General features: G+C 38.5%; 9 protein-coding genes and 2 pseudogenes. 2 read left to right on the forward strand and 9 right to left on the reverse strand.

Annotated features, from left to right (window positions below):
- Positions 1-896: 896 nt before the first annotated feature.
- From tnpA (AQPE_RS01560) to AQPE_RS01570, 3 genes and pseudogenes are all read right to left on the reverse strand, one after another.
- Positions 897-1,341: pseudogene (gene tnpA / locus AQPE_RS01560) on the reverse strand (IS200/IS605 family transposase).
- Positions 1,342-1,431: 90 nt separating this feature from the next.
- Positions 1,432-4,641: a tetratricopeptide repeat protein gene (locus AQPE_RS01565; RefSeq protein ID WP_318349284.1), complete on the reverse strand. Its 3,210-nt coding sequence runs from the start codon at positions 4,639-4,641 to the stop codon at positions 1,432-1,434.
- A 64-nt stretch (positions 4,642-4,705) separates the two neighbouring features.
- A complete protein-coding gene (locus AQPE_RS01570; RefSeq protein WP_318349285.1) occupies positions 4,706-6,088 on the reverse strand; it encodes a sugar porter family MFS transporter in 1,383 nt (460 codons plus the stop codon).
- A 214-nt stretch (positions 6,089-6,302) separates the two neighbouring features.
- Between AQPE_RS01570 and AQPE_RS01575 the strand changes: the two genes are divergently transcribed.
- Entirely contained in the window at positions 6,303-7,178 is an 876-nt protein-coding gene (locus AQPE_RS01575) for an AraC family transcriptional regulator (protein ID WP_318349286.1), read from the forward strand.
- A gap of 66 nt (positions 7,179-7,244) precedes the next feature.
- Here the strand turns inward: AQPE_RS01575 and AQPE_RS01580 are convergent, their stop codons facing one another.
- The gene (locus AQPE_RS01580) at positions 7,245-8,474 is read right to left on the reverse strand and encodes a site-specific integrase (RefSeq protein WP_318349287.1); all 1,230 of its coding nucleotides are present in this window, start codon (positions 8,472-8,474) and stop codon (positions 7,245-7,247) included.
- Between the two features lie 703 nt (positions 8,475-9,177).
- Between AQPE_RS01580 and tnpA (AQPE_RS23845) the strand changes: the two are divergent.
- Positions 9,178-9,600: pseudogene (gene tnpA, locus AQPE_RS23845) on the forward strand (IS200/IS605 family transposase).
- Positions 9,601-10,392: 792 nt separating this feature from the next.
- Here tnpA (AQPE_RS23845) and istB read toward each other — a convergent pair.
- From istB to AQPE_RS01600, 5 genes are all read right to left on the reverse strand, one after another.
- Positions 10,393-11,124: an IS21-like element helper ATPase IstB gene (gene istB / locus AQPE_RS01585; RefSeq protein WP_318349288.1), complete on the reverse strand. Its 732-nt coding sequence runs from the start codon at positions 11,122-11,124 to the stop codon at positions 10,393-10,395.
- Between the two features lie 91 nt (positions 11,125-11,215).
- Positions 11,216-12,754 carry an IS21 family transposase gene (gene istA / locus AQPE_RS01590; RefSeq protein ID WP_318349289.1) on the reverse strand — a complete coding sequence of 513 codons (1,539 nt, stop codon included), beginning with the start codon at positions 12,752-12,754 and terminating at the stop codon, positions 11,216-11,218.
- 98 nt (positions 12,755-12,852) lie between these two features.
- Positions 12,853-13,083, reverse strand: a complete 231-nt coding sequence (locus tag AQPE_RS23850; protein ID WP_404801028.1) for a transposase — start codon at positions 13,081-13,083, stop codon at positions 12,853-12,855.
- Positions 13,084-13,210: 127 nt separating this feature from the next.
- On the reverse strand, positions 13,211-14,164 hold the full coding sequence (locus AQPE_RS01595; protein ID WP_318349290.1) for a response regulator: 954 nt from the start codon (positions 14,162-14,164) through the stop codon (positions 13,211-13,213).
- A 99-nt stretch (positions 14,165-14,263) separates the two neighbouring features.
- On the reverse strand, positions 14,264-18,871 hold the full coding sequence (locus AQPE_RS01600) for a PAS domain S-box protein (RefSeq protein WP_318349291.1): 4,608 nt from the start codon (positions 18,869-18,871) through the stop codon (positions 14,264-14,266).
- Between the last annotated feature and the right edge of the window lie 77 nt (positions 18,872-18,948).

Below are 18,948 nucleotides of genomic sequence, written 5' to 3' on the forward strand. Positions count from 1 at the left end.
TAGATAGTTTAGTTAGGAATTATACATCAAACATACGTAAAAGAGAGAGAAATATACATACACAATAATAAATTCAAACATTATATTATTAATTTCGAGGTTATCTTCAAGGTAATGGTTTGTCCCGTTCTTGTAGCTTTATGGACAATTGATAATTAAGAATATAAACAAAATATGATAAACATTAACAGGAAATTAGCAAGTTAGAAGGGACAACGTTCGCCGTAAAACTCCCGCCCTACGTGTAGTTGAACGATACATTTGATCACAAAACAAGACTAAGTCTTAAGCCTAAGTTTTACTGAAACCTTTTAATACAATATTATCTAGCTTCCTTTAGATAATCATTAAGAATATTGAAATTGAAAACGATTTCAATAAATTCTTGAAATGAATATTATCATTTCATTCCTCTCCTACGATTCTCCATCAATATCTTTTATTTATAAAATTATATTCATTGTATTAGTTGGATATCAACCGAAGTAGATCAACCAATAATTGGTAATTTCACAGATTATACTCCTTTAAATCATTTAAATATTTACTTCCGTATGCTTATTTTTTCAGCTTTCCCTTTCGTCAGATAAAATCTAGGGCTTTCCTCAAAATCAGACATTTTTATCGAACGCCCGATCTAGTTTCTGTTTTCAAAAGTAACAAAACCCATCGTTCTTTCTGAACTTATTGAATTCAATACAAAAAGCTAATTGGCATCCTTGTCCCGTGCGCAATTCTATAAATGAAAAAGTCAAATTCATGATATCACAGCCTAAATAAATCCAAAATATAAAAACAACAAACTGATTTCACTTACAAATTTTCAGATTCTTTATCAAGAAATTAACAATCAATTAAAGAATCCACCATCTAAGAAGGTGGACTTAAAATTGCCCCTATAAGGGGCCGAACTCGAGCCTTTGTTGCTCTTCTAATCGTTCTTGCTCTTCTTGATATTTGACGTATTTTTTGATCTTCTCTTCGTCAAGACCAATGGTGTCAACGCAATATCCTCTTGCCCAAAAATGATTGCCCCAGTAAGGCTTCTTTTTCAACTGAGGATAACTTTTGAAGATTTTGATCGCTGTTTTCCCTTTCAAAATCCCCATAAGTTCTGATATCGATATTTTGGGTGGAATACTCACGATCAAGTGAATGTGATCATTTTGAACATTCATTTCTATCAATTCACAGGATTTCCACTCCAATAACATTTGAATATCTTTTGACAACAATCCTTTGACTAATCCTTCAAGAATACGGTATCTATAATTTCGGCGTCCATACGATATGGTATGTACATCGATAAATGACGTGACTTAATTTCTTAAATTTACTCATGTCCCGAAATTAATAATTTTCAGGCAAAGCCAATTTATCCATGACCACCACCGAAGGAGGTGGTTTTAATATTTATAATAAAATGCAAACTCAAATTTTCGATAAACCTAATTTTCCCAGTTCAATCAGCTTATGGCAACTTTGCTTATTCCACTTTGTAAGATCGCTGTCCCAAATCTGTAAATCGGGCAGTGAAACAGCGAAATAACTCAACTTGAATTCATTATTTGAATGTGCCCTTCCGAAGTTGATCAGTTTGTTAAAACAATCCGAAGCTTCATCTTTCCGATTCAGTTTAATCAAGGCTAAACCCTGATAGTAAATCGTGTCAGGCTGCTGATCGTTATAAAAAATAGCCGGAGCAGGTTCTGCGATTCCTGAAGATGCCATTTCCCAGCATTGTCGGGCTTTTTCATGCTCATTCAGTCCTGTAAAAGCATTTCCCAAGTGGTAAAAAATAGCGTTTTCCTGAGCGCCGTAAAGTTTTCCTTCGCCCAGGTTTTCCGGATAAGTTTGTGCTTGAGTCAGCAGATCAATGGCTTTTTCATATTCCTGATTTTGAATCGCATTTTTAGCTATTTCGGTAAGACTGAAAACATATTGCCCGTTTACTTTTCCTTCGCCACCTTCCCATGGATGAAATTTTCTTGTCATGATCTGCACGAAAGCTTTTTCGAATTTGCCCAGCTGATTGTACAATATTGCCCGTTCTAGATACAAATCATCTCGATCTTCAACCACTTTCGGATATTGTTCCAGTTTCTGCAGTCGAAATTTAAGGGCAAAATTCATTCGTTTATACAATTGATCAAGCTCCATTAAAATTCGAGAGTCGGTTTCGTCCAGGCTGAAAGCCTTTTCGAGTTCTGCCAGCGCTTTTTGTGGTTCATTTTGTTTGTTAAAATAAGCCAGCGCCAAATTCCTGTGAACAGTTGGAAATTTAGGATTAATACTTGTCGACTTTTCCCAGCAGCTAACTGCATTATCGTAATCTTTAAACGCATACCAGAAATTTCCCAAGTAATATAACGCTTTGTGATCCATCGGATTGGCTGCAATTGCCCATTGCAACACAACAACTGCTTCAGGCTGGTTTGGAAAGCAATAATCAGGGCAAAGGTCAAGTGCGAGCGACAGGGTTTTGTCTGATGCAACATTATCGCCCGATTGATTTTCGAACCAAGCTTTGCAGTAAGCGGCCAATGGATAAATACTTTGTCCTGCCTGTTCTTCAATACCGACTGAAATCAACCGAATGGCTTCTTCCCAGAGCCCTGCGCCGGCAAAGTCGAGGGCAAATTCGATATAATTATGGATGTTGCCGCGAATAAGCCCTGTCAATTCTCTATACCTGTCAGGTTTATAAAGACATTTTTCAAACAAAGCTCCAAAATTAAACGGATCCAATGTTAGCGATTCATCAATAAGTTTTTCAACTTCGTCTTTTCTGTCCAGTTTCCGAAGAATACTCGCTTTTAATTGACGGGCTTTGGGGTTGGTCCAGTTGCGAAAGAGCGAACGGTCGATCAGATCGAGCGCAACTTCCCAATTTTTGTGCTTGGCTGCCAACCGCGCCAGTTGAAAATAGCCACTGTCCATCCAGGCTCCATTCCAGACCGATTTATAAAATGCATCTAAGGCTTCGTCGTCTTTCCTCTGATAAATCAAGGAAAGACCGAGGTTGAAATACGGTTCACCGTCCATAGGATTTGGATTTCGCTGAGTAAGCGTTTTGATGGCATTCCGAAAATAATATTCGGCTTTGCCAAATTGTCCGCGCCGCAGCAGCCAAAGTCCCATCGCGTTGTTGCAGCGACTGTCTTTTGGGTCGCGCCGCAAGGCTGCAAGGTAGTATTCACGCGGATCGTAAGTAGCGTGTCGATACTGTTCCAAATGAAGGCCTGTCAGATACAATTGTTCGTTGCTTTCAATTTCCTCCGGAAGTTTGGCTGCCTTGGCTGGTTCAGGCATTGGTTGTTGCCGTACTGATTCTAACTTCCATTCAACCAGAATCTTACCTTCAGAAGTTAAAACGACGATTTCCAAATTCCCGGGATCAACATTGGCAGAAATAATGATCGATTTTTCAAATGATATTCCAGGATGAAAATCGAAAGTTTCTTCCAGTAAGTTTTTTTCACCTGACTTCAGTAGAATTTTTCCATCAGGATAAGCCGCTGTTGTATATACTTTTACCTGAATATTCCCATCCAAGATTTCAAGATTAACCATAGCCTCTTTAGTCGCATTTTTTATTACGCCCAAATCGCGGTAAGGCATGAAATACTGGCTAAATATTTTTTCTTCTCCGGGCATGATCCACGAAAAATCGGGCTGGTTATCGGTATAAACGCCGCACATCAGCTCAATATACGGGCCGTCTTCGTCTGTCAGATTTCGGTCCCAGGCTCGGCCAAAGTTGCCGTGCCCCCATGTCCATTGTTTTTTGCCCGGCGACACGTGATGATTAGCTACATGTAACAGGCCGCCTTTGCTATCGTTTTCGTATCCGCCAATAAAATTGTATTTCGAGTTGACGGCCATGTACGACGTGGGAACCGGAATATTTTTATAGCATGAAATATCGGTTCCTGGTGAATAATCCACCTTGTAGTAGGTTCCTTTGGCAATTGGAAATTCCGAAACATCACGTTTCCCGTGGTCGAAAACGGCATTCACATCCGGAGGAAAAACCGACTGGTATTCATCATTTACTTTTACAGCAGGATTTGCCCACCACAAAAATGTCTGTGGAAAATCGGTCCGATTAAGTAGTTTTACCTTGATTTCCAAATAAGCCTGATCCGGATAAAGCGTAAAGCCCGCCATCCCGCGCATGCGAAACATGCGTTCCACTTCAGAGCACCAAACCGTAACGCTGCCATCGCCGTTTTCTTCAATGCAATGATCGACAGGCTCAAATGTAGAAGGACGATGGTGCTGCGGCCAGTTGAATTCAATTCCTCCCGAAATCCAAGGGCCGGTAAGCCCAACCAGCGCAGGTTTGATCACTTGGTTGTAATAAATGAAATGACGTTGTTTCAGCTTGTCGTAAGCCATTTGGATGCGACCGCCCAGTTCCGGCAAAATCATAATTTTGATGTACTGATTTTCCATGAAAACAGCGTTCCATTCCTTGTCCACTTTTTCATCCAGAATTTTTTCAATGACCGGATGCGGATAAACTACGCCACTGCTTCCCTGGTAAACTCGTTTCTCTAGGAACATCGGATTCTTTTCGGGCTTCCCAATTCCATAAGTCGGGATAATTACCTTTTCATACCAAGCTTTAGCATTCATATTTTGAAGTTTCAGATTTCGGGTATTTTACTGCCAGACTATAATTGTCAATATGGTATTTTAATCACATTTTCTCAATTTCTTCCAGCGTTTTGCCTTTGGTCTCCGGAAGCTTTTTCAGAATAAACAGGAAGCCAGAAAGGCAAATAAAAGCGTATAGCCAGAAAGTTCCGCTGGCATTCAGCAATTTGTTCAGTATTGGGAATGTGTAAGTTAATGCAAAACAGGCGAGCCAGAGCGCGGTAGTTGCCAGGGCCATTGCTGCGCCGCGAACACTGTTTGGGAAAATTTCCGAAAGCACCACCCAGGTAACCGGCGCGAGGGTCATGGCGTAAGTGGCAATGGCGACCATCACCAATACCAGGATTGCTGGTCCTTTAATCTCGAAAAAGTAGCTTGTTCCCAAAGCCAGGTAAACAGCGGCTAATCCGATTGAGCCTAACAACATTAGGTTACGGCGCCCCCAGCTATCAACTATTCTCATAGCAAGTAAGGTAAAAATCAGGTTGACGGTTCCTGTAACGACGATATTGAAAAGCATGTCGCCAACCGAGTAACCAGCCGAGGCAAAAATCTCTTCGGCGTAATTAAAAATGACGTTGATGCCACACCATTGCTGGAAGGCGGCAAGGATGACACCCAAAACCAGAACTGGACGTATGTTTTTCGACCTCAAGGCTTGCCAGTCTATTTTTGAACCGCTTTCAGTTAAAGTTTTAGCAATTTCTTTTTGTTCCTGAAGAGCATAATCCATACCACCGATTTTCCTCAGGATGGAAAACGACGCATCCTTTAGCCCCAATTTAGCCAGAAGTCGCGGGCTTTCGGGAATAAAAAACGACAGGACAAAAAACAACAGAGCAGGAACTGTTCCGGCCCAAAACATCCATCGCCAGCCCATTTGTCCATTCCAAGAATTTCGGATAAATTCATCACTGGCTGCCGCCGGAACATTGTCGGCAATGAAGTAATTAATGATTTGCGCGGCCAGGATACCGATAACAATAGTGAGTTGATTGACTGAAACCAGTCGTCCACGCATATCGGCCGGCGAAATTTCGGCGATGTACATGGGCGAAATAGCTGAAGCCAGACCAATTCCAAGTCCCCCAATGAGACGAAATACAATAAACAATGTAAAATCAGAGATCGCGCCGGTGCCAATAGCTGCAATGGTGAACAAAGCAGCTGCCATAATCAGAGGTTTTTTTCGCCCAAGCCGGTCGGCCAGGTACCCGGAACTCATAGCCCCAAACAGGCAGCCTATCAGTGCGCTGCTCATGGCCCAGCCTTGCAGGTAAGGCGATTGCGTGATGTTGAAAAACCGTTCGTAGAAAGGCTTGGCTCCGCCAATAACCACCCAGTCATAGCCGAAAAGCAGTCCACCCATAGCTGATACAAGCGTGATGCCTAATATATATTTCCGGTTAAAATTTGATTTACTCACAAGTCCATGTTTTAGTTGCAACAAATTTATATGACAGTTTCAAGATTTGAAATGAATGATTTTATGAATTTATAGATTATTTTATCATTTTTGAGGAATGAACTGTATTTCGATGAGATTGAATTATACATTGAATTTTAGGTCAATTCAGCATCTGTATTTAAGTTTAATAGAATTGAAAAGCATTGTTGTATTACTTATTTGATGATTTTGGATGAAAAAACAAGAAGGATTCCCGGGGCAAATCAGTTATGTGATTCCGGACCGCATTTTAGCTTTGGCACAGGAAAATTCGTTGATTTCAGGGTTGTTTGTTACGGATATTGGTTATTACCCGCAGGCTCGTCATCATTTTCGCGAAAGACCTTCCGGAAGCGAGCAACTTATCCTAATTTACTGTGTGCAAGGAAAGGGTGAAATTCGGCTGAATGAAACAGTTTTCACGATTCCGGCCAATTACTTTTTTATTATTCCTGCAGGAGTTTCTCATGCCTACCGGGCCGATGAGAAAGATCCGTGGTCGATTTACTGGATTCATTTTACTGGTCTCAAATCATCGGCTTGGGCGAGGTTTGCCAGTAAGGTTACCGCCATCGAACGAGGCAGAAATGCGCGAATAAGTGATCGTACCGACCTGTTCTCGGAAATTTTCAGAAATTTAGATCGTGGTTTTAGCATCGAAACATTGGAATATGTGAATCTTTGTCTGCCGTATTTGCTTGCTTCCTTTACGCGTCTCAATCAGTTTCGCCTGATTCGGGAACCCGGCGAAAAAGATATCGTCGGCCAAAGCATCAATTTTATGCTTGACCATCTTCGGGAGAAATTAAAGCTGGAGAAAATTGCTGCGGAAACCTGTTTATCGGCCTCGCATTTTTCACGACTTTTTCAGAACTGCACCGGCCATTCACCCATCGATTATTTTATTCAGCTAAAAATTCAGCGAGCCTGCCGATTACTCGACAATTCAGGCCAAACAATTGCCGAAATTGCACTGGAAATGGGCTTTGAAGATCAGTTCTATTTTTCCCGCTTATTCCGAAAAATGATGGGCATGGCACCTACCCAATACAGAAAGAGAAGAGTTTAACTATATTTAACCTAATTTAAAAAACTGAAGTTTAAAATACATTATTGTCATGTGACATGTTGAAAACTACATTTTGGAAGTTGTCAACAAGATTCTTTCATCTACTTTTCGGGCCAATATTTCCATATCGTCACTCAATTTTCGATCTGTAATCTTTGCATAGATTTGAGTTGTTTTAATATCGGTATGCCCAAGCATCTTGGATACGGTTTCGATAGGTACTCCATATCCTAAAGAAAGCGTGGCGAATGTGTGCCTTGCAATATGAAATGTAATAGTCTTGTTAATACCACATACAGCAGAAATCTCTTTCAGATATTCATTCATTTTTTGGTTACTGATTACCGGAAGTAAATTGCCGTTGGGTAGTTTCCCTTCATATTTTTTCAGAATTGATTTAGGAATGTCCAGCAAGCGTATGTTTGATGTTACATCGGTCTTGTGGCGTTTCATCACTATCCATAAATTTCCATCAAACATCATGCGGATACTTTCCGGCATCAACCCGCAAATATCAATATATGACAAGCCAGTGTAGCAACTAAAAACAAACATATCACGCACCTGTTCCAGTCGTTGTGAGGCAAATCGCTTTGTATAAATCTTGTCTATTTCTTCCTGGTTCAAGTACCCCCTCTCTACTCGATCATACTTTAATTTATAATTCGAAAATGGGTCTATTGTTATCAACCCTGAATTTTTGGCATAAATGACGATAGTTCTAAAACGCTGGATAAATTTCATAGCGGTATTATGCGAACAATCGAAATTACTCCGGATATGTAAATAGAAGTTTTCAATGAACACGGGATTCATTTCCCGAATGGGCATGTCTGATACCTTATATTTATCCTTCATGAATTCGATCAACCTGCCTTTGGTCAGTTCATAACGGGTATAGGTTTTATGGGTGGATATGCTATTCCCAACTTTTAAGCTAAATTGCTGATTATGCTCCTCAAAAAAAGCGATAATTGTTTTTTCGCCCTTGCCTAAAAACGCATTTTTCACACGTTCGGCAGTTACATAACCATCCCGATGTTGCATTTCATGGTAAAGCGTATGGATTCTGGCCCGAATCTCATTCAGCGTGGAATTGACACCATTAGCTTCTGCTGATTTCCCGATTGGTCGGCCTGATTTCCATTTCTTTTCCTCAATATCCAGCTTGGTATAAAACTGGGTAAGTTTACCATCAACGGTAATTCGCGCATGAATAGGTACTAAACCATTTTTTTTAGCCTTATCCAATTTGAGGAAAAACAACACATTCAAAGTACTTTTTTCTTGTTTCATAATCTCACATTCATTACGTTTCAAAACTAATTTTACTAACTGATAGTGAGATAAATACAGGCACGACAATATTCGACATGAAGTAGTCAACTTTGGACAAATCGTACCCCTTCTTTTAATTTCAAGACGGGGGTACGATCTGGACACTGAACTATGTCATTTTAGGTCCTTTTTTTGACTTTATATAGCAGACAGAAATTAAATAAAAAAGCCCCACAATATTGATATTGTGAGACTTTGACTGTCTTTTGTCGCCTTGTGGCTTCTCTAAAAGTGACCCCTATGGTACAAAACTCGAACCATTTACTGGAGGATTTGAAACTTCTGAGTGAAGTACTTGCAGCATAATTCCTAGTATTATTACTATTCTCTTCATCTCAGTTTGTCAAACAACGTCCCAGTTTTGGACGGTCAACAATAGCTTGATAATTTTGTTTATTAGATTGCCAGTTTTGTTAGCTGGTGAAATTGGCATCACTTGCAGTAACATTTATAACCACTTATATAGATTCAAACATCCATTTAAACACATGATCGTCTTTAGTGGTTTGTTGAAAAACTATAACAGTGTTAGTAACCGCTCCATTTCCAAGCCTTTGCGATGTTTATTGTAATCTGAAAAACCACCGTCTTTGACGGTGGTAATGTAAATTAGGGCTTTGCCAAATAACTTAGCCCATGGTAAAATTTAAAAAAATAAACTATGGGTAAATTTAGAAAATTAACGCATGTTTTTTACAAATGTGAGTACCATATTGTATTCACGCCCAAGTATCGGTTTCGAATCTTAAACGGGCTGATAAAGACATTGATAGAACATGATCTTAAGGTTATAAGTCAGTGGAAAGAGGTTGAAGTAGAGGAGGTAAACATTTAAGAAGATCACATTCATATGGTCTGCTCAATTCCACCAAAGTATTCAATTTCAGAATACATGGGTACATTTAAAGGGAAACTGGCTATTTAGTTGTTCAAGACTTATCCTGATCTAAAGAGAAAGCCCTATTGGGGAAATTACTTTTGGGCACAGAGATATTTTGTAAGTACAGTCGGTTTAGATGCTGACATGATTAAGAGGTATGTGAAATATCAAGAACAGGAAGAGAAAAAGATGGAGACACTCTAACCTTTCCCTCTTTTAGAGGGTTCTGAGATTAAAGCCACCCTCTTTGAGGGTGGTTGTTTACTGAGGAGATCAATGATCATTCTTACTTCAGGGTATAGTTGAAAATCAATATTCTTTAATAAATGAATTTGCTGATCATAAAGTGCAGATATGCCGTATTGATCTATTATTTGTTCTATGTTTGGTGGAATTGCAAATCGGCAGGATCAAAATCTTCAAAATGCAGGTAGTTATTTGTAATTTTTTGAAGCCACCCATTGAGACTACTACTCAAATAACGCATAATATTGACAATCATCTCTTTTTTGGGAAAAAGATGAGCTAATTTTTTGAACTTTACAAAGCATTCGGGATTCTCAATACCAACAACTAAAGCGGCATGTGAGATTTGCTGTTTTTCAGGCTGATGGATTACGACCTTTGATCATTTTGCCACCATCAAACCCCCGGTGTTCGCCGCCGAATCTGGTTGTCTTAATAGACTGGCTATCAATACACGCTAAACTCGGTGATTCATATTTCTCCGTTTTTTACGTATCATGCTTATAATCAGTTCATTAATTTATTCTGTAATTCCGAAGTTCTTCCATTTCGTGAAATAGTAATAAACCAGTTCCCATTTGGGAAAACAGCCATGCAACATGCGCCACTGGCTGGATTTGCCGGTTAAATTGACCAGTTCACGCCGTTTTATATTGACCAGTGTGCGCCGGAACAAATTGACCACCTATTTTCAATATTGAGAACGATCATTTCCTTGTTTTGATTAGAGTTATACAAAATTAGATTTATTTATTCTGATTCAACAGTTTCTACGTTTTTGTTTCGTTGTCTTCTTCGTATTGATTCTCCTACAAGTTCCATTCGATGAGCATCATGAACAATACGGTCAAGTATTGCATCCGCAATTGTTTGTTCTCCGATAACCTCATACCATTGTGCCACTGGCAACTGAGATGTTATAATGGTTGAGCGGTTTCCATGACGATCTTCGATGATTTCCATAAGTACCGACCTGTTTGATGCATCAAGCGGCTGCAAACCAAAGTCGTCCAGAATCAGAAGATCCTGCCGTTCTATCTTCGCAATTTCTCTGATGTACGAACCATCTGCTTTGGCCATTTTTAATCTTGTAAACAGCTTTGTAGTGTTGGCATAAAGTACTTTGAACCCGAGAGTACAGGCCTGATTTCCGATAGCAGAAGCAATGAAGCTTTTGCCTATTCCGGTACTACCGGTGATCAGAAGATTCTCTTTTCTTCCGATAAAAGTACACTCAGCCATACGCATGAACTGATTTTTGTCCAGGTTGCGATCTATATCAAAGTGCAACTGCTCAATGTTGGCTTTATAACGGAACTTTGCATTGCGCATTTGCCTCTCTATGCGGCGATTGTTACGATCATCCCATTCGGCATCAACAAGCATCGATACCATTTCATCGCCTGTCATTTGAATCATGCTGCCATTCTCGATGCTTGTTCTAAAGGCCCGAACCATACCGAAGAACTTCATCTGTCTCATTTTTTGAAGCGTTTGCTCATTCATTTTATTTGATTTAAGGTTAAACAATACCCGGAGGGGTTAGCCGTTACAGCTGTCCTCCGGGGAGATATTACCGGTAATAGTTTTTGCCACGTATATTCAGGTGAGGGGGCATTGACTGATCAACATGCTGCTGATCATCAACGTTTCGGTCAAGTCCTTTTTCAAGGATTACCCGGATGGTCTGATAGCTGTAATCGCCATATTGAAGTGCACGGTGACAAGCATTGTTAAGCCGCTCTTTTCCGGCACGTACCGAAAAACTTAAAACTCCCTGGCAGGATCGATAAGTCTGCTCCGGATGCTGTCTGGCATTTAGCAACTGGATAATATATTCTTTCGTTTGAGGGCCTACCTCTGCGGCTCGTTCGATAAATTTATCGGGGTTCCAGTCGCTCATGAAGCGGTGCTGCGAGGCCAGATGATCAGTTATTGTAGTGTGTCCAAAAAGGTGCCTGTTCCTTTTGTGCACTGCAATTCGCTCGTAGCGGTGATAAATTTCAACCTCAGATTGGCTGTAAAGCAAGGTTACCTTTTTGCCGATAAAATGGTAAGGAACACTGTAATAATGCTTATCCTCGGCAAGACAGACGTAATTGTTCTTCATCACAGAAGCGATATAGCGTCGCTTCAACTCATATCTCTTTTCAGGTAAAGGGTGCAAAAAGTGTCGTTCAGTATCTTCGAACAACTGTCGCCTGCTGAACGGCCTTCCGGTAAGCGGCCTGTTATTATGAGCTTCCAGAGCCTCCCTGATCGCGCTATTTAGAAGTTCAATGCAAGAATATACATTACCCTTTAAAGTGCTGTAAATCGAACGGTAAATGATTTTTACGGCACCTTCTACCAACGCTTTGTGTTTGGGTTTATACGGAGCAGCCGGTAAGGCCGCCATCGAATAATAGCTTACAAAGTCACGAAAAGCCTCATTAAGTGTCGGCTCATAGCGATTACTCTTGGTTACTGCAGACTTTAAGTTATCCGTAACGATGGCATTGGGAACACCTCCAAAGTAATGTAATGCATTTTCGCAGGAGTTGATGAAGTCTTCTTTCTGTTGGGTATAACTGGCCTCTACGTAGGTCAACTGACTTGCACCCAGTATGGCGACAAAAACCTCTACCTCTGTGATGTCTAATGTTTCCGGATCTAAAACCTTGAGTTTTTCGCCTGCATAATCAACATACATCTTCTCCCCGGCCTTATGCTCAATGTGCATAACCGGATTACGAACCTTCTTCCACAGAAGATAATAATGCTTGAACTGTGAAAACCGATAGCCTGCAGGATGCTGTTCAAAATATTGCTCCCAAAGCTTCTCCTTGGTGTTTCCCCGGATCTTCAATGCTTTTTCCATGGTGGGGAAAAATGCTTCCAGAGATTGATAACGCAGATCATTCTCAATATGATTGCGTGGAACCATATCCAGAAACATCTGCTCAAGTTCAGTGTCACTCATCAGTTGAATCTCCTGGGGCGATTTGCCCGAAGCCAGGAACAACCTGATATACTTCTTAACACTATTGCGGGGAAGACCCGTCCGATCCCCGATGGACTGTTTACTTACACCTTCGGTGTAAAGCCTGATAATGCTTCTTACCTTGCTCATAATGATTAGTTTATTTGACATTTTGATTATATTGAACAAAGCCAACTTAATCATAAATGCCCGCTAATCAGCAAGGATAAATCGTTCTTAGAGGGTGGTCAATTTGCTCCGGCGAAACCCAACCATTTTGACCGGCGGAAGGTGGTCAATTTGTTCCGGCGCACACTGGATATTTGTTCCGGCGTGTCCAACTGGCAGCCGGTTTTAAGTAAATAAAAGATGGCATTGAAAATGTCACGCAAAGAATGTTTTCTCTTGCGGTTGTCCTTTAAAATGCGACTTAAAAGCATCCATTGGCAATCGGAAAGGTTGGTCGAATAGTGTTTTATATGTTCTTAACAGTTGGAAACCATTAAGATAGCGAAACAAAATTGATCAAACAATTGATAATCAATGTTTTATATTATTATTTGTTAAATTAAAACAGTCTCTTTAAATTAATATTCAGATTATGAGTTAATTTAGTTTATGGATGAATTCGGTTAAATCAATATGTTTCCCTAGACTTAATTTCTGCTTTAATCTATATTTGCTTTTCCTGACGCTTTCTGGTGAAATCCCAAGTATAAGTGATAATTGAAGAGTATCCAAGTTGACAAAAATAGCAGAAATGATAATGGTATCCTGCTGAGTCAACTGAGGAAACTGAATAAACAAATTTGAAATAAAATTCGGATAAGTCTGGTTAAATTTTAATTGGAATGTAGTTAAACTATTTAATAAAACTGATTTTTTTTGGATTTTATTTTTGAGATCAACCAATACCTGTCTCTGTTCCTCGGCAATTCCCTTTTTTTGAAGTTCTGCAGACAATTGTTTTGCCATGTTTTGCATAGTTGTATTAATCTCGATTAAGCGAAGCGCTTCTTGCATCAGCTCTGTTTGGTTTTCATTTAGCTTCCCAATTACTTCAGTATTTGTTGCAGAAATATCTTCAATAATGGTTTTTTGATTTTTAATTTGCTCTAAAAGTTCAGAAATTTTGGATTTTAGTTCACTTTCAATTTCTTCGATCTGTAACTTTATCCGTTTTTCAATTGACTTACTTTTGGCTAACCTTGTATTGATTGCTTTCAGGAGTTCATAAATCGTAAAAGGCTTAATCAGATAATCATCAGCGCCTAATTCCATACCTGCCCTGAAATTTTCCCGTTCTGCCAAAGCTGTAATAAATATGAAAGGAATTTGAAGCTCTCCATCTTCTGATTTTAGCAATTGTAACACATCATAACCATCCATTCCAGGCATCATAATATCACATAAAATCAGATCGGGTAAATTTTCTTTGGCCATCTGAATCCCAATTTTGCCAACATCTGCTCCTATCACTTCAAAACCTTCCAGTTCCAACGCATCAGTGATATTTTCCCGTAGTGAAACGGTATCTTCAATGATCAGGATTTTCGTCATTTTGGTTGTGTAATTAAAAAATTAATTTAAGTGTAATTGCTGTCAATTCCAAAGTCCAGAATATTATACATTAAAATTGAAAGGATTAGCATTAATTTATCAATCTTTCCGAGCGTAACTATAATTAGTGATTAAATCGACAGGAAAATGCAAAGAAAATGTAGTCCCTTTATCTACATTATTTGAACAAGAAACCGTTCCTCCATGCAATGCTACCGACTCACGAACAATACTCAATCCCAAACCATTACCCTGGATGGTTGAAACATTATTCGCTCTGAAAAATGGTGTAAATAAATGTTTAATATCTTCTTCCGGTATTCCTATTCCTTTATCCTTAACACTGAAGATCAATTCGTTATTTTCAAGTTTTAATTCAATCTTAATTGAGATATCATCACCTGAATATTTAATTGCATTTGATATCAAATTATTAATGGCTTGTATTATTAGCCGTTCATCGACTCTAGCAATAAGAGTCTTAAAAGGATAATTAAATACGATTTGGCCTTTTATCGATTTCGCCGAAATAAATTCGTTAGTGATATTTAGACACATGGCAATAAAATCTTCATCTTTTGGTCTGAAGACAATCTTCCCTTCCTGCATTTTGGAAAGTTGTAATACATTATTTACAATGTCGGTCAGGTGTAAAACATGATTCTTAATTTTTGTCAGCCTAGATACTACCTGTTCAATATTCATTTTTTGATAGTGAGAAATCAACGTATCACTAATCATAAGAATTGACGCAAGTGGCGTCCGGAACTCATGTGATGTTGTCGCTACAAAACGCGACTTCAACTCACTAAGCTCTTTTTCTTTTTCTATTCCTTTCTGCAATTGTTCTTCAAAGAGTTTGCGACCGGTAATATCTTTGTGTGTCCCAATAATTCGCAATGGCTTTCCATCACTCGCCCACTCAATTAATTTACCACGGTCAAGTATCCATTTGTAGTTTCCATCTTTGGAGAGCATTCTGTATTCATTATAGTAGAATTCAGTTTCGCCATTAAAATGTTTATCCAATTCAGAAAGACATGAATTTAAATCATCAGGATGAATGAGTCTTTTCCATTCATCAATTTTGTTTTCAATTTCAGAAACAGAATAACCCAACATGATTTTCCATTGGTCGGAGAAAAATACCTCATCGGTTATAAGATTCCAGTCCCAGGCGCCATCACCCGACCCTTCAATCGCAAAATGCCATCTTTCCTCACTCTTTTGAAGAGCCAGTTCCATTTCCTTACGTTTTGTAATATCAATCTTTATGGCTATAAAACTTGTGATTTTACCATTATAATTAATTACAGGAGTTATTGTCAATTCTTCGTGGAAAAGACTTCCGTCCTTTCTTCGGTTTATCATTTCACCGCTCCAGACTCTTCCATCAAGGATCGTATTCCACAACGTTTCAAAAAAATTTCTGTCCTGAATTCCGGAGTTTACAATTTGTCTTGGATTTTTCCCAATGATTTCTGATATCGGATATCCCGAGAGTTTGGAAAAACTACTATTTGTCCATTGAATAATGCCATCGATATCTGTAATAATAATAGCCAACGAAAAGGCATCAAAAGCCAGGTTTTGCATTTTGAGTTTAGCTTCCGCCTTTTGCCGTTCTGTGATGTCCCGTGATATTCCGTAAAGAGCAACTTTCCCATTCCACTGCCCGAACACAAATTTGGTCTCAACGGGTATAGATTCACCATCTTTTCTACATAGCGGTACCGAACAAATCACGGATTTACCTCTTGCCATTTTTTTAATAATAAATGTAACTTCGCTCCTTCTCTCCGGAATATGAACTTCCGAAATCAGCTTGCCCAGAAGTTCATCCTTTGCATAGCAAAGAACTCTTCCAACAATGGGATTTGTACGAATGATTTCCCCGCCTGTACTTAAAATAAACATGAAATCATTAAGAGAATCAAAAATCAGTTTAAAATTCCTTTGACTCAACTTCAATGCATTTTCTGATTTTATGCGGGCAAGCGTTCCTCCTATCTGGACTGCAATTATTTCTAAAGCAATTTTAGATGTATCTTTTAATCTTTCCGTTACTCGTGATGCTATATTGACTGAACCTATAAATTTCGCCTCATGCCTGATTGGAATTACTCCGACTTGCTTTAGATTTTCACGAACAAATAACCCGGAATTCTTAATTACTTCACTATAAAAACCATAAACAGGCTCGCCTTTCCGGATGATCTGGAAGTGAACTTCCTCCGGAGAATACTGTCGGACTGAATCAATGAATTCTGAAGAAAATCCTTTGTGTGCAACAAGTTCAAGGTTCCCGGTTTGTTCATTGATCAAATAAACTCCGGCAGCGTGTATGTCCTCAACCTGCAGCATCGAATGAATCACATGAAATAAGGCTTGTCTTATGGTAGTGGTTGTTGCCAGGATAAAACCCAGGTTGCGATGAATGGTTGAGTATTGTTCATTTAATTTACTGTCGGTAATATCCCGAATAATGGAGAGACCTTCATTATCCGAAATAGCAATCATCCGGTTTTCATAAAAACGGTGTTCATTATTAGCGGAAAGGTTATACTCGAATTTAGTAACTTCTTTAGTTAGCAGCGTCTTTCGCCATCCTTCTCTTGTTCTCGCACAAAGCTCATCATGTAAAATTCCATCAATTTTTGCCTCTGAAAATATCTCTTCCGAATTATATAACGAATTTTGGGAATGATTGTTAAACTTAGAAAATGTTCCATCTTTTCTAATTTTAAACAACAAATCAGGAATTGCCCTTACAATAGCCGTATTTTCATTTTCACTTTTGATAAGTTGTTCTTCTGCATTTTTTCGTCGGGTAATATCAAAAGCTGCACCTATAAATCCCTGAATGTTTCCCAATTCGTCTTCCAGTTTACTGATTGTAACTAAAACATTGATCCTCGTCCCATCTTTACTTCTAAAGGTTCTTTCGATTCCATCGCTATGTTTCTTTTGATTGAGATTTTGATTGATTGTTTGCAAAAAAAATTGCGAATCTTTAAACAGATCGGAGTTAGAATTATGGCCTGGAGATGGCTTTAGTTCATCAGGATCGTAAAAAATCAAAGGTGTATAGACTCCAATGACTTCTTCTGCTTTATATCCAAGCATTTTCTCAGCAAAAGGATTGAATGATTTGATGATGCCATTCTTATCGGTTGAAATGACTATTAATTCAATATTATCAACAATGGCGTGATTTAGTTCAAGAAGCGCAAAAATCTCATTGCTTCTTTCTTCAACTTTCTCATTTAACTGATTATTAATCTCTTTTAATCTGACTTCATCCTTTATTCGGCCAAACCCGTTTCCCAGAATTTTCCCCAGCAGGGTTAATGAAAGGATATCTTTATCCTGCCAATTCCTTTCCTCTCTAATCGAATCAAAAACAAGGAAGCCAATAAGAGAATTATCAGCTAATAATGGTATTGCCAGTAAAGATTTGATATTATGAATTCTGAGAATTTCTTTTTCGGATCGCGCTTCGGATGGTAAATTATCAGTTAACGGAATATAGATTGGTTCAAATTTTTTAAGTTTGTTCATCCACCAAGGCATCAGCCATATAGGAACATCCTTTGAATCCTGAATTTGGGGCCGAATTCCTACCTTGCACCATTCATGGGTAATATTACAAAACAAACCATCTTCAGCAAGTATGAAAATATAACTCCGATCAATATCAAAGAAATTTCCGAATTTTCTCAAAACCAGGGTTACAGAATCATCAAAATATTCTTTTTTTATATTAATGAAGTCATTAGAAACTTCAGCCATAATATGTCTGAGTTCTGAGTGCTTCTCTCTGCTTTTACTTTCAGTTATATCCGTAAATATTATCAAGGTAAAAAAATTAAACCCTGCTCTATCTAAGTGAGATGAAAATGAGATTTTTATAGTTTTATTTTTGCCACCCAACGTAACAATATCAACCTCATAACCATTTTTTTTTTCTTCCCATTTGTCTGATTCTTCCCGAATAATCGAAAGTTGATCAGAATTTATAAACTCCTTTAAATTACGGTTTTTTAATTCTTCGGGAGCAGCTTCAAAAATTAATTCTCCCGAAGGATTAATATAAATTATGGATCCATTTTGATCAACGATCCCTGCACCTTCTAATAGGTCCTTAAGAAGAAGGCGATATTTTACTTTGCTTTCTATACATAAGTCCTGATTATTTCTTTGTCCGGAATTGTAACCGACTATGTCAATCATGCATTCGGCTCCATTAGCTGACAAAATCCCTTCTAATTGTATTGTTTCGGAACGATTGGAACGTTTAGAAAGTGCGGTATTGCAACAAACTTTTTGTGAGGATTTGAAAACATGAATTAAAAATTCATTAAAGGGAACAGAAGCACTAGTATCCAGGAAATCAATAAGTCGATTCCCTTTCAATTGATTTATCTGCTTACCCAAAATTTTTGATGCATTTATATCTAATCCGAGAATAACACCTTCCTGGTTAAAAGTAAGTCTGCCTAAATTAGTATGATTGTAAGAATTGCCATGTTTTTGCAATTGATCTTCCAGTAACTTTTTGCCCCTCCGCAGTTTTTCATTTTCCAATTCCAATTCCAGCTGGTGAGCCTTTAATTCATCAATGAGTTTCCTGCATTCATCGAGCGAATCTGAACCCTGATTAGTGTCAGAGATCTTTTCTTTATCTTTTTTTGCTGATCTTTTCATAAAATAGCTACTTTTCAAACCGCAATTTAATATGCTTTGCACATTAAATTGTGGTAGTATCATGTCATTTCAATTCT

Source organism: Aquipluma nitroreducens, from assembly GCF_009689585.1.
Classification (GTDB): Bacteria; Bacteroidota; Bacteroidia; order Bacteroidales; family Prolixibacteraceae; genus Aquipluma; species Aquipluma nitroreducens.

What these genes read in the sequence shown, in the direction of transcription:
- istA (WP_318349289.1), bottom strand. Translation starts at nt 12,754, where the DNA reads ATGAGCAAGGTAAGAAGCATTATCAGGCTTTACACCGAAGGTGTAAGT.
- istB (WP_318349288.1), bottom strand. Translation starts at nt 11,124, where the DNA reads ATGAGACAGATGAAGTTCTTCGGTATGGTTCGGGCCTTTAGAACAAGC.
- AQPE_RS01565 (WP_318349284.1), bottom strand. Translation starts at nt 4,641, where the DNA reads ATGAATGCTAAAGCTTGGTATGAAAAGGTAATTATCCCGACTTATGGA.
- AQPE_RS01580 (WP_318349287.1), bottom strand. Translation starts at nt 8,474, where the DNA reads ATGAAACAAGAAAAAAGTACTTTGAATGTGTTGTTTTTCCTCAAATTG.
- AQPE_RS01600 (WP_318349291.1), bottom strand. Translation starts at nt 18,871, where the DNA reads ATGAAAAGATCAGCAAAAAAAGATAAAGAAAAGATCTCTGACACTAAT.
- AQPE_RS01595 (WP_318349290.1), bottom strand. Translation starts at nt 14,164, where the DNA reads ATGACGAAAATCCTGATCATTGAAGATACCGTTTCACTACGGGAAAAT.
- AQPE_RS01575 (WP_318349286.1), top strand. Translation starts at nt 6,303, where the DNA reads ATGAAAAAACAAGAAGGATTCCCGGGGCAAATCAGTTATGTGATTCCG.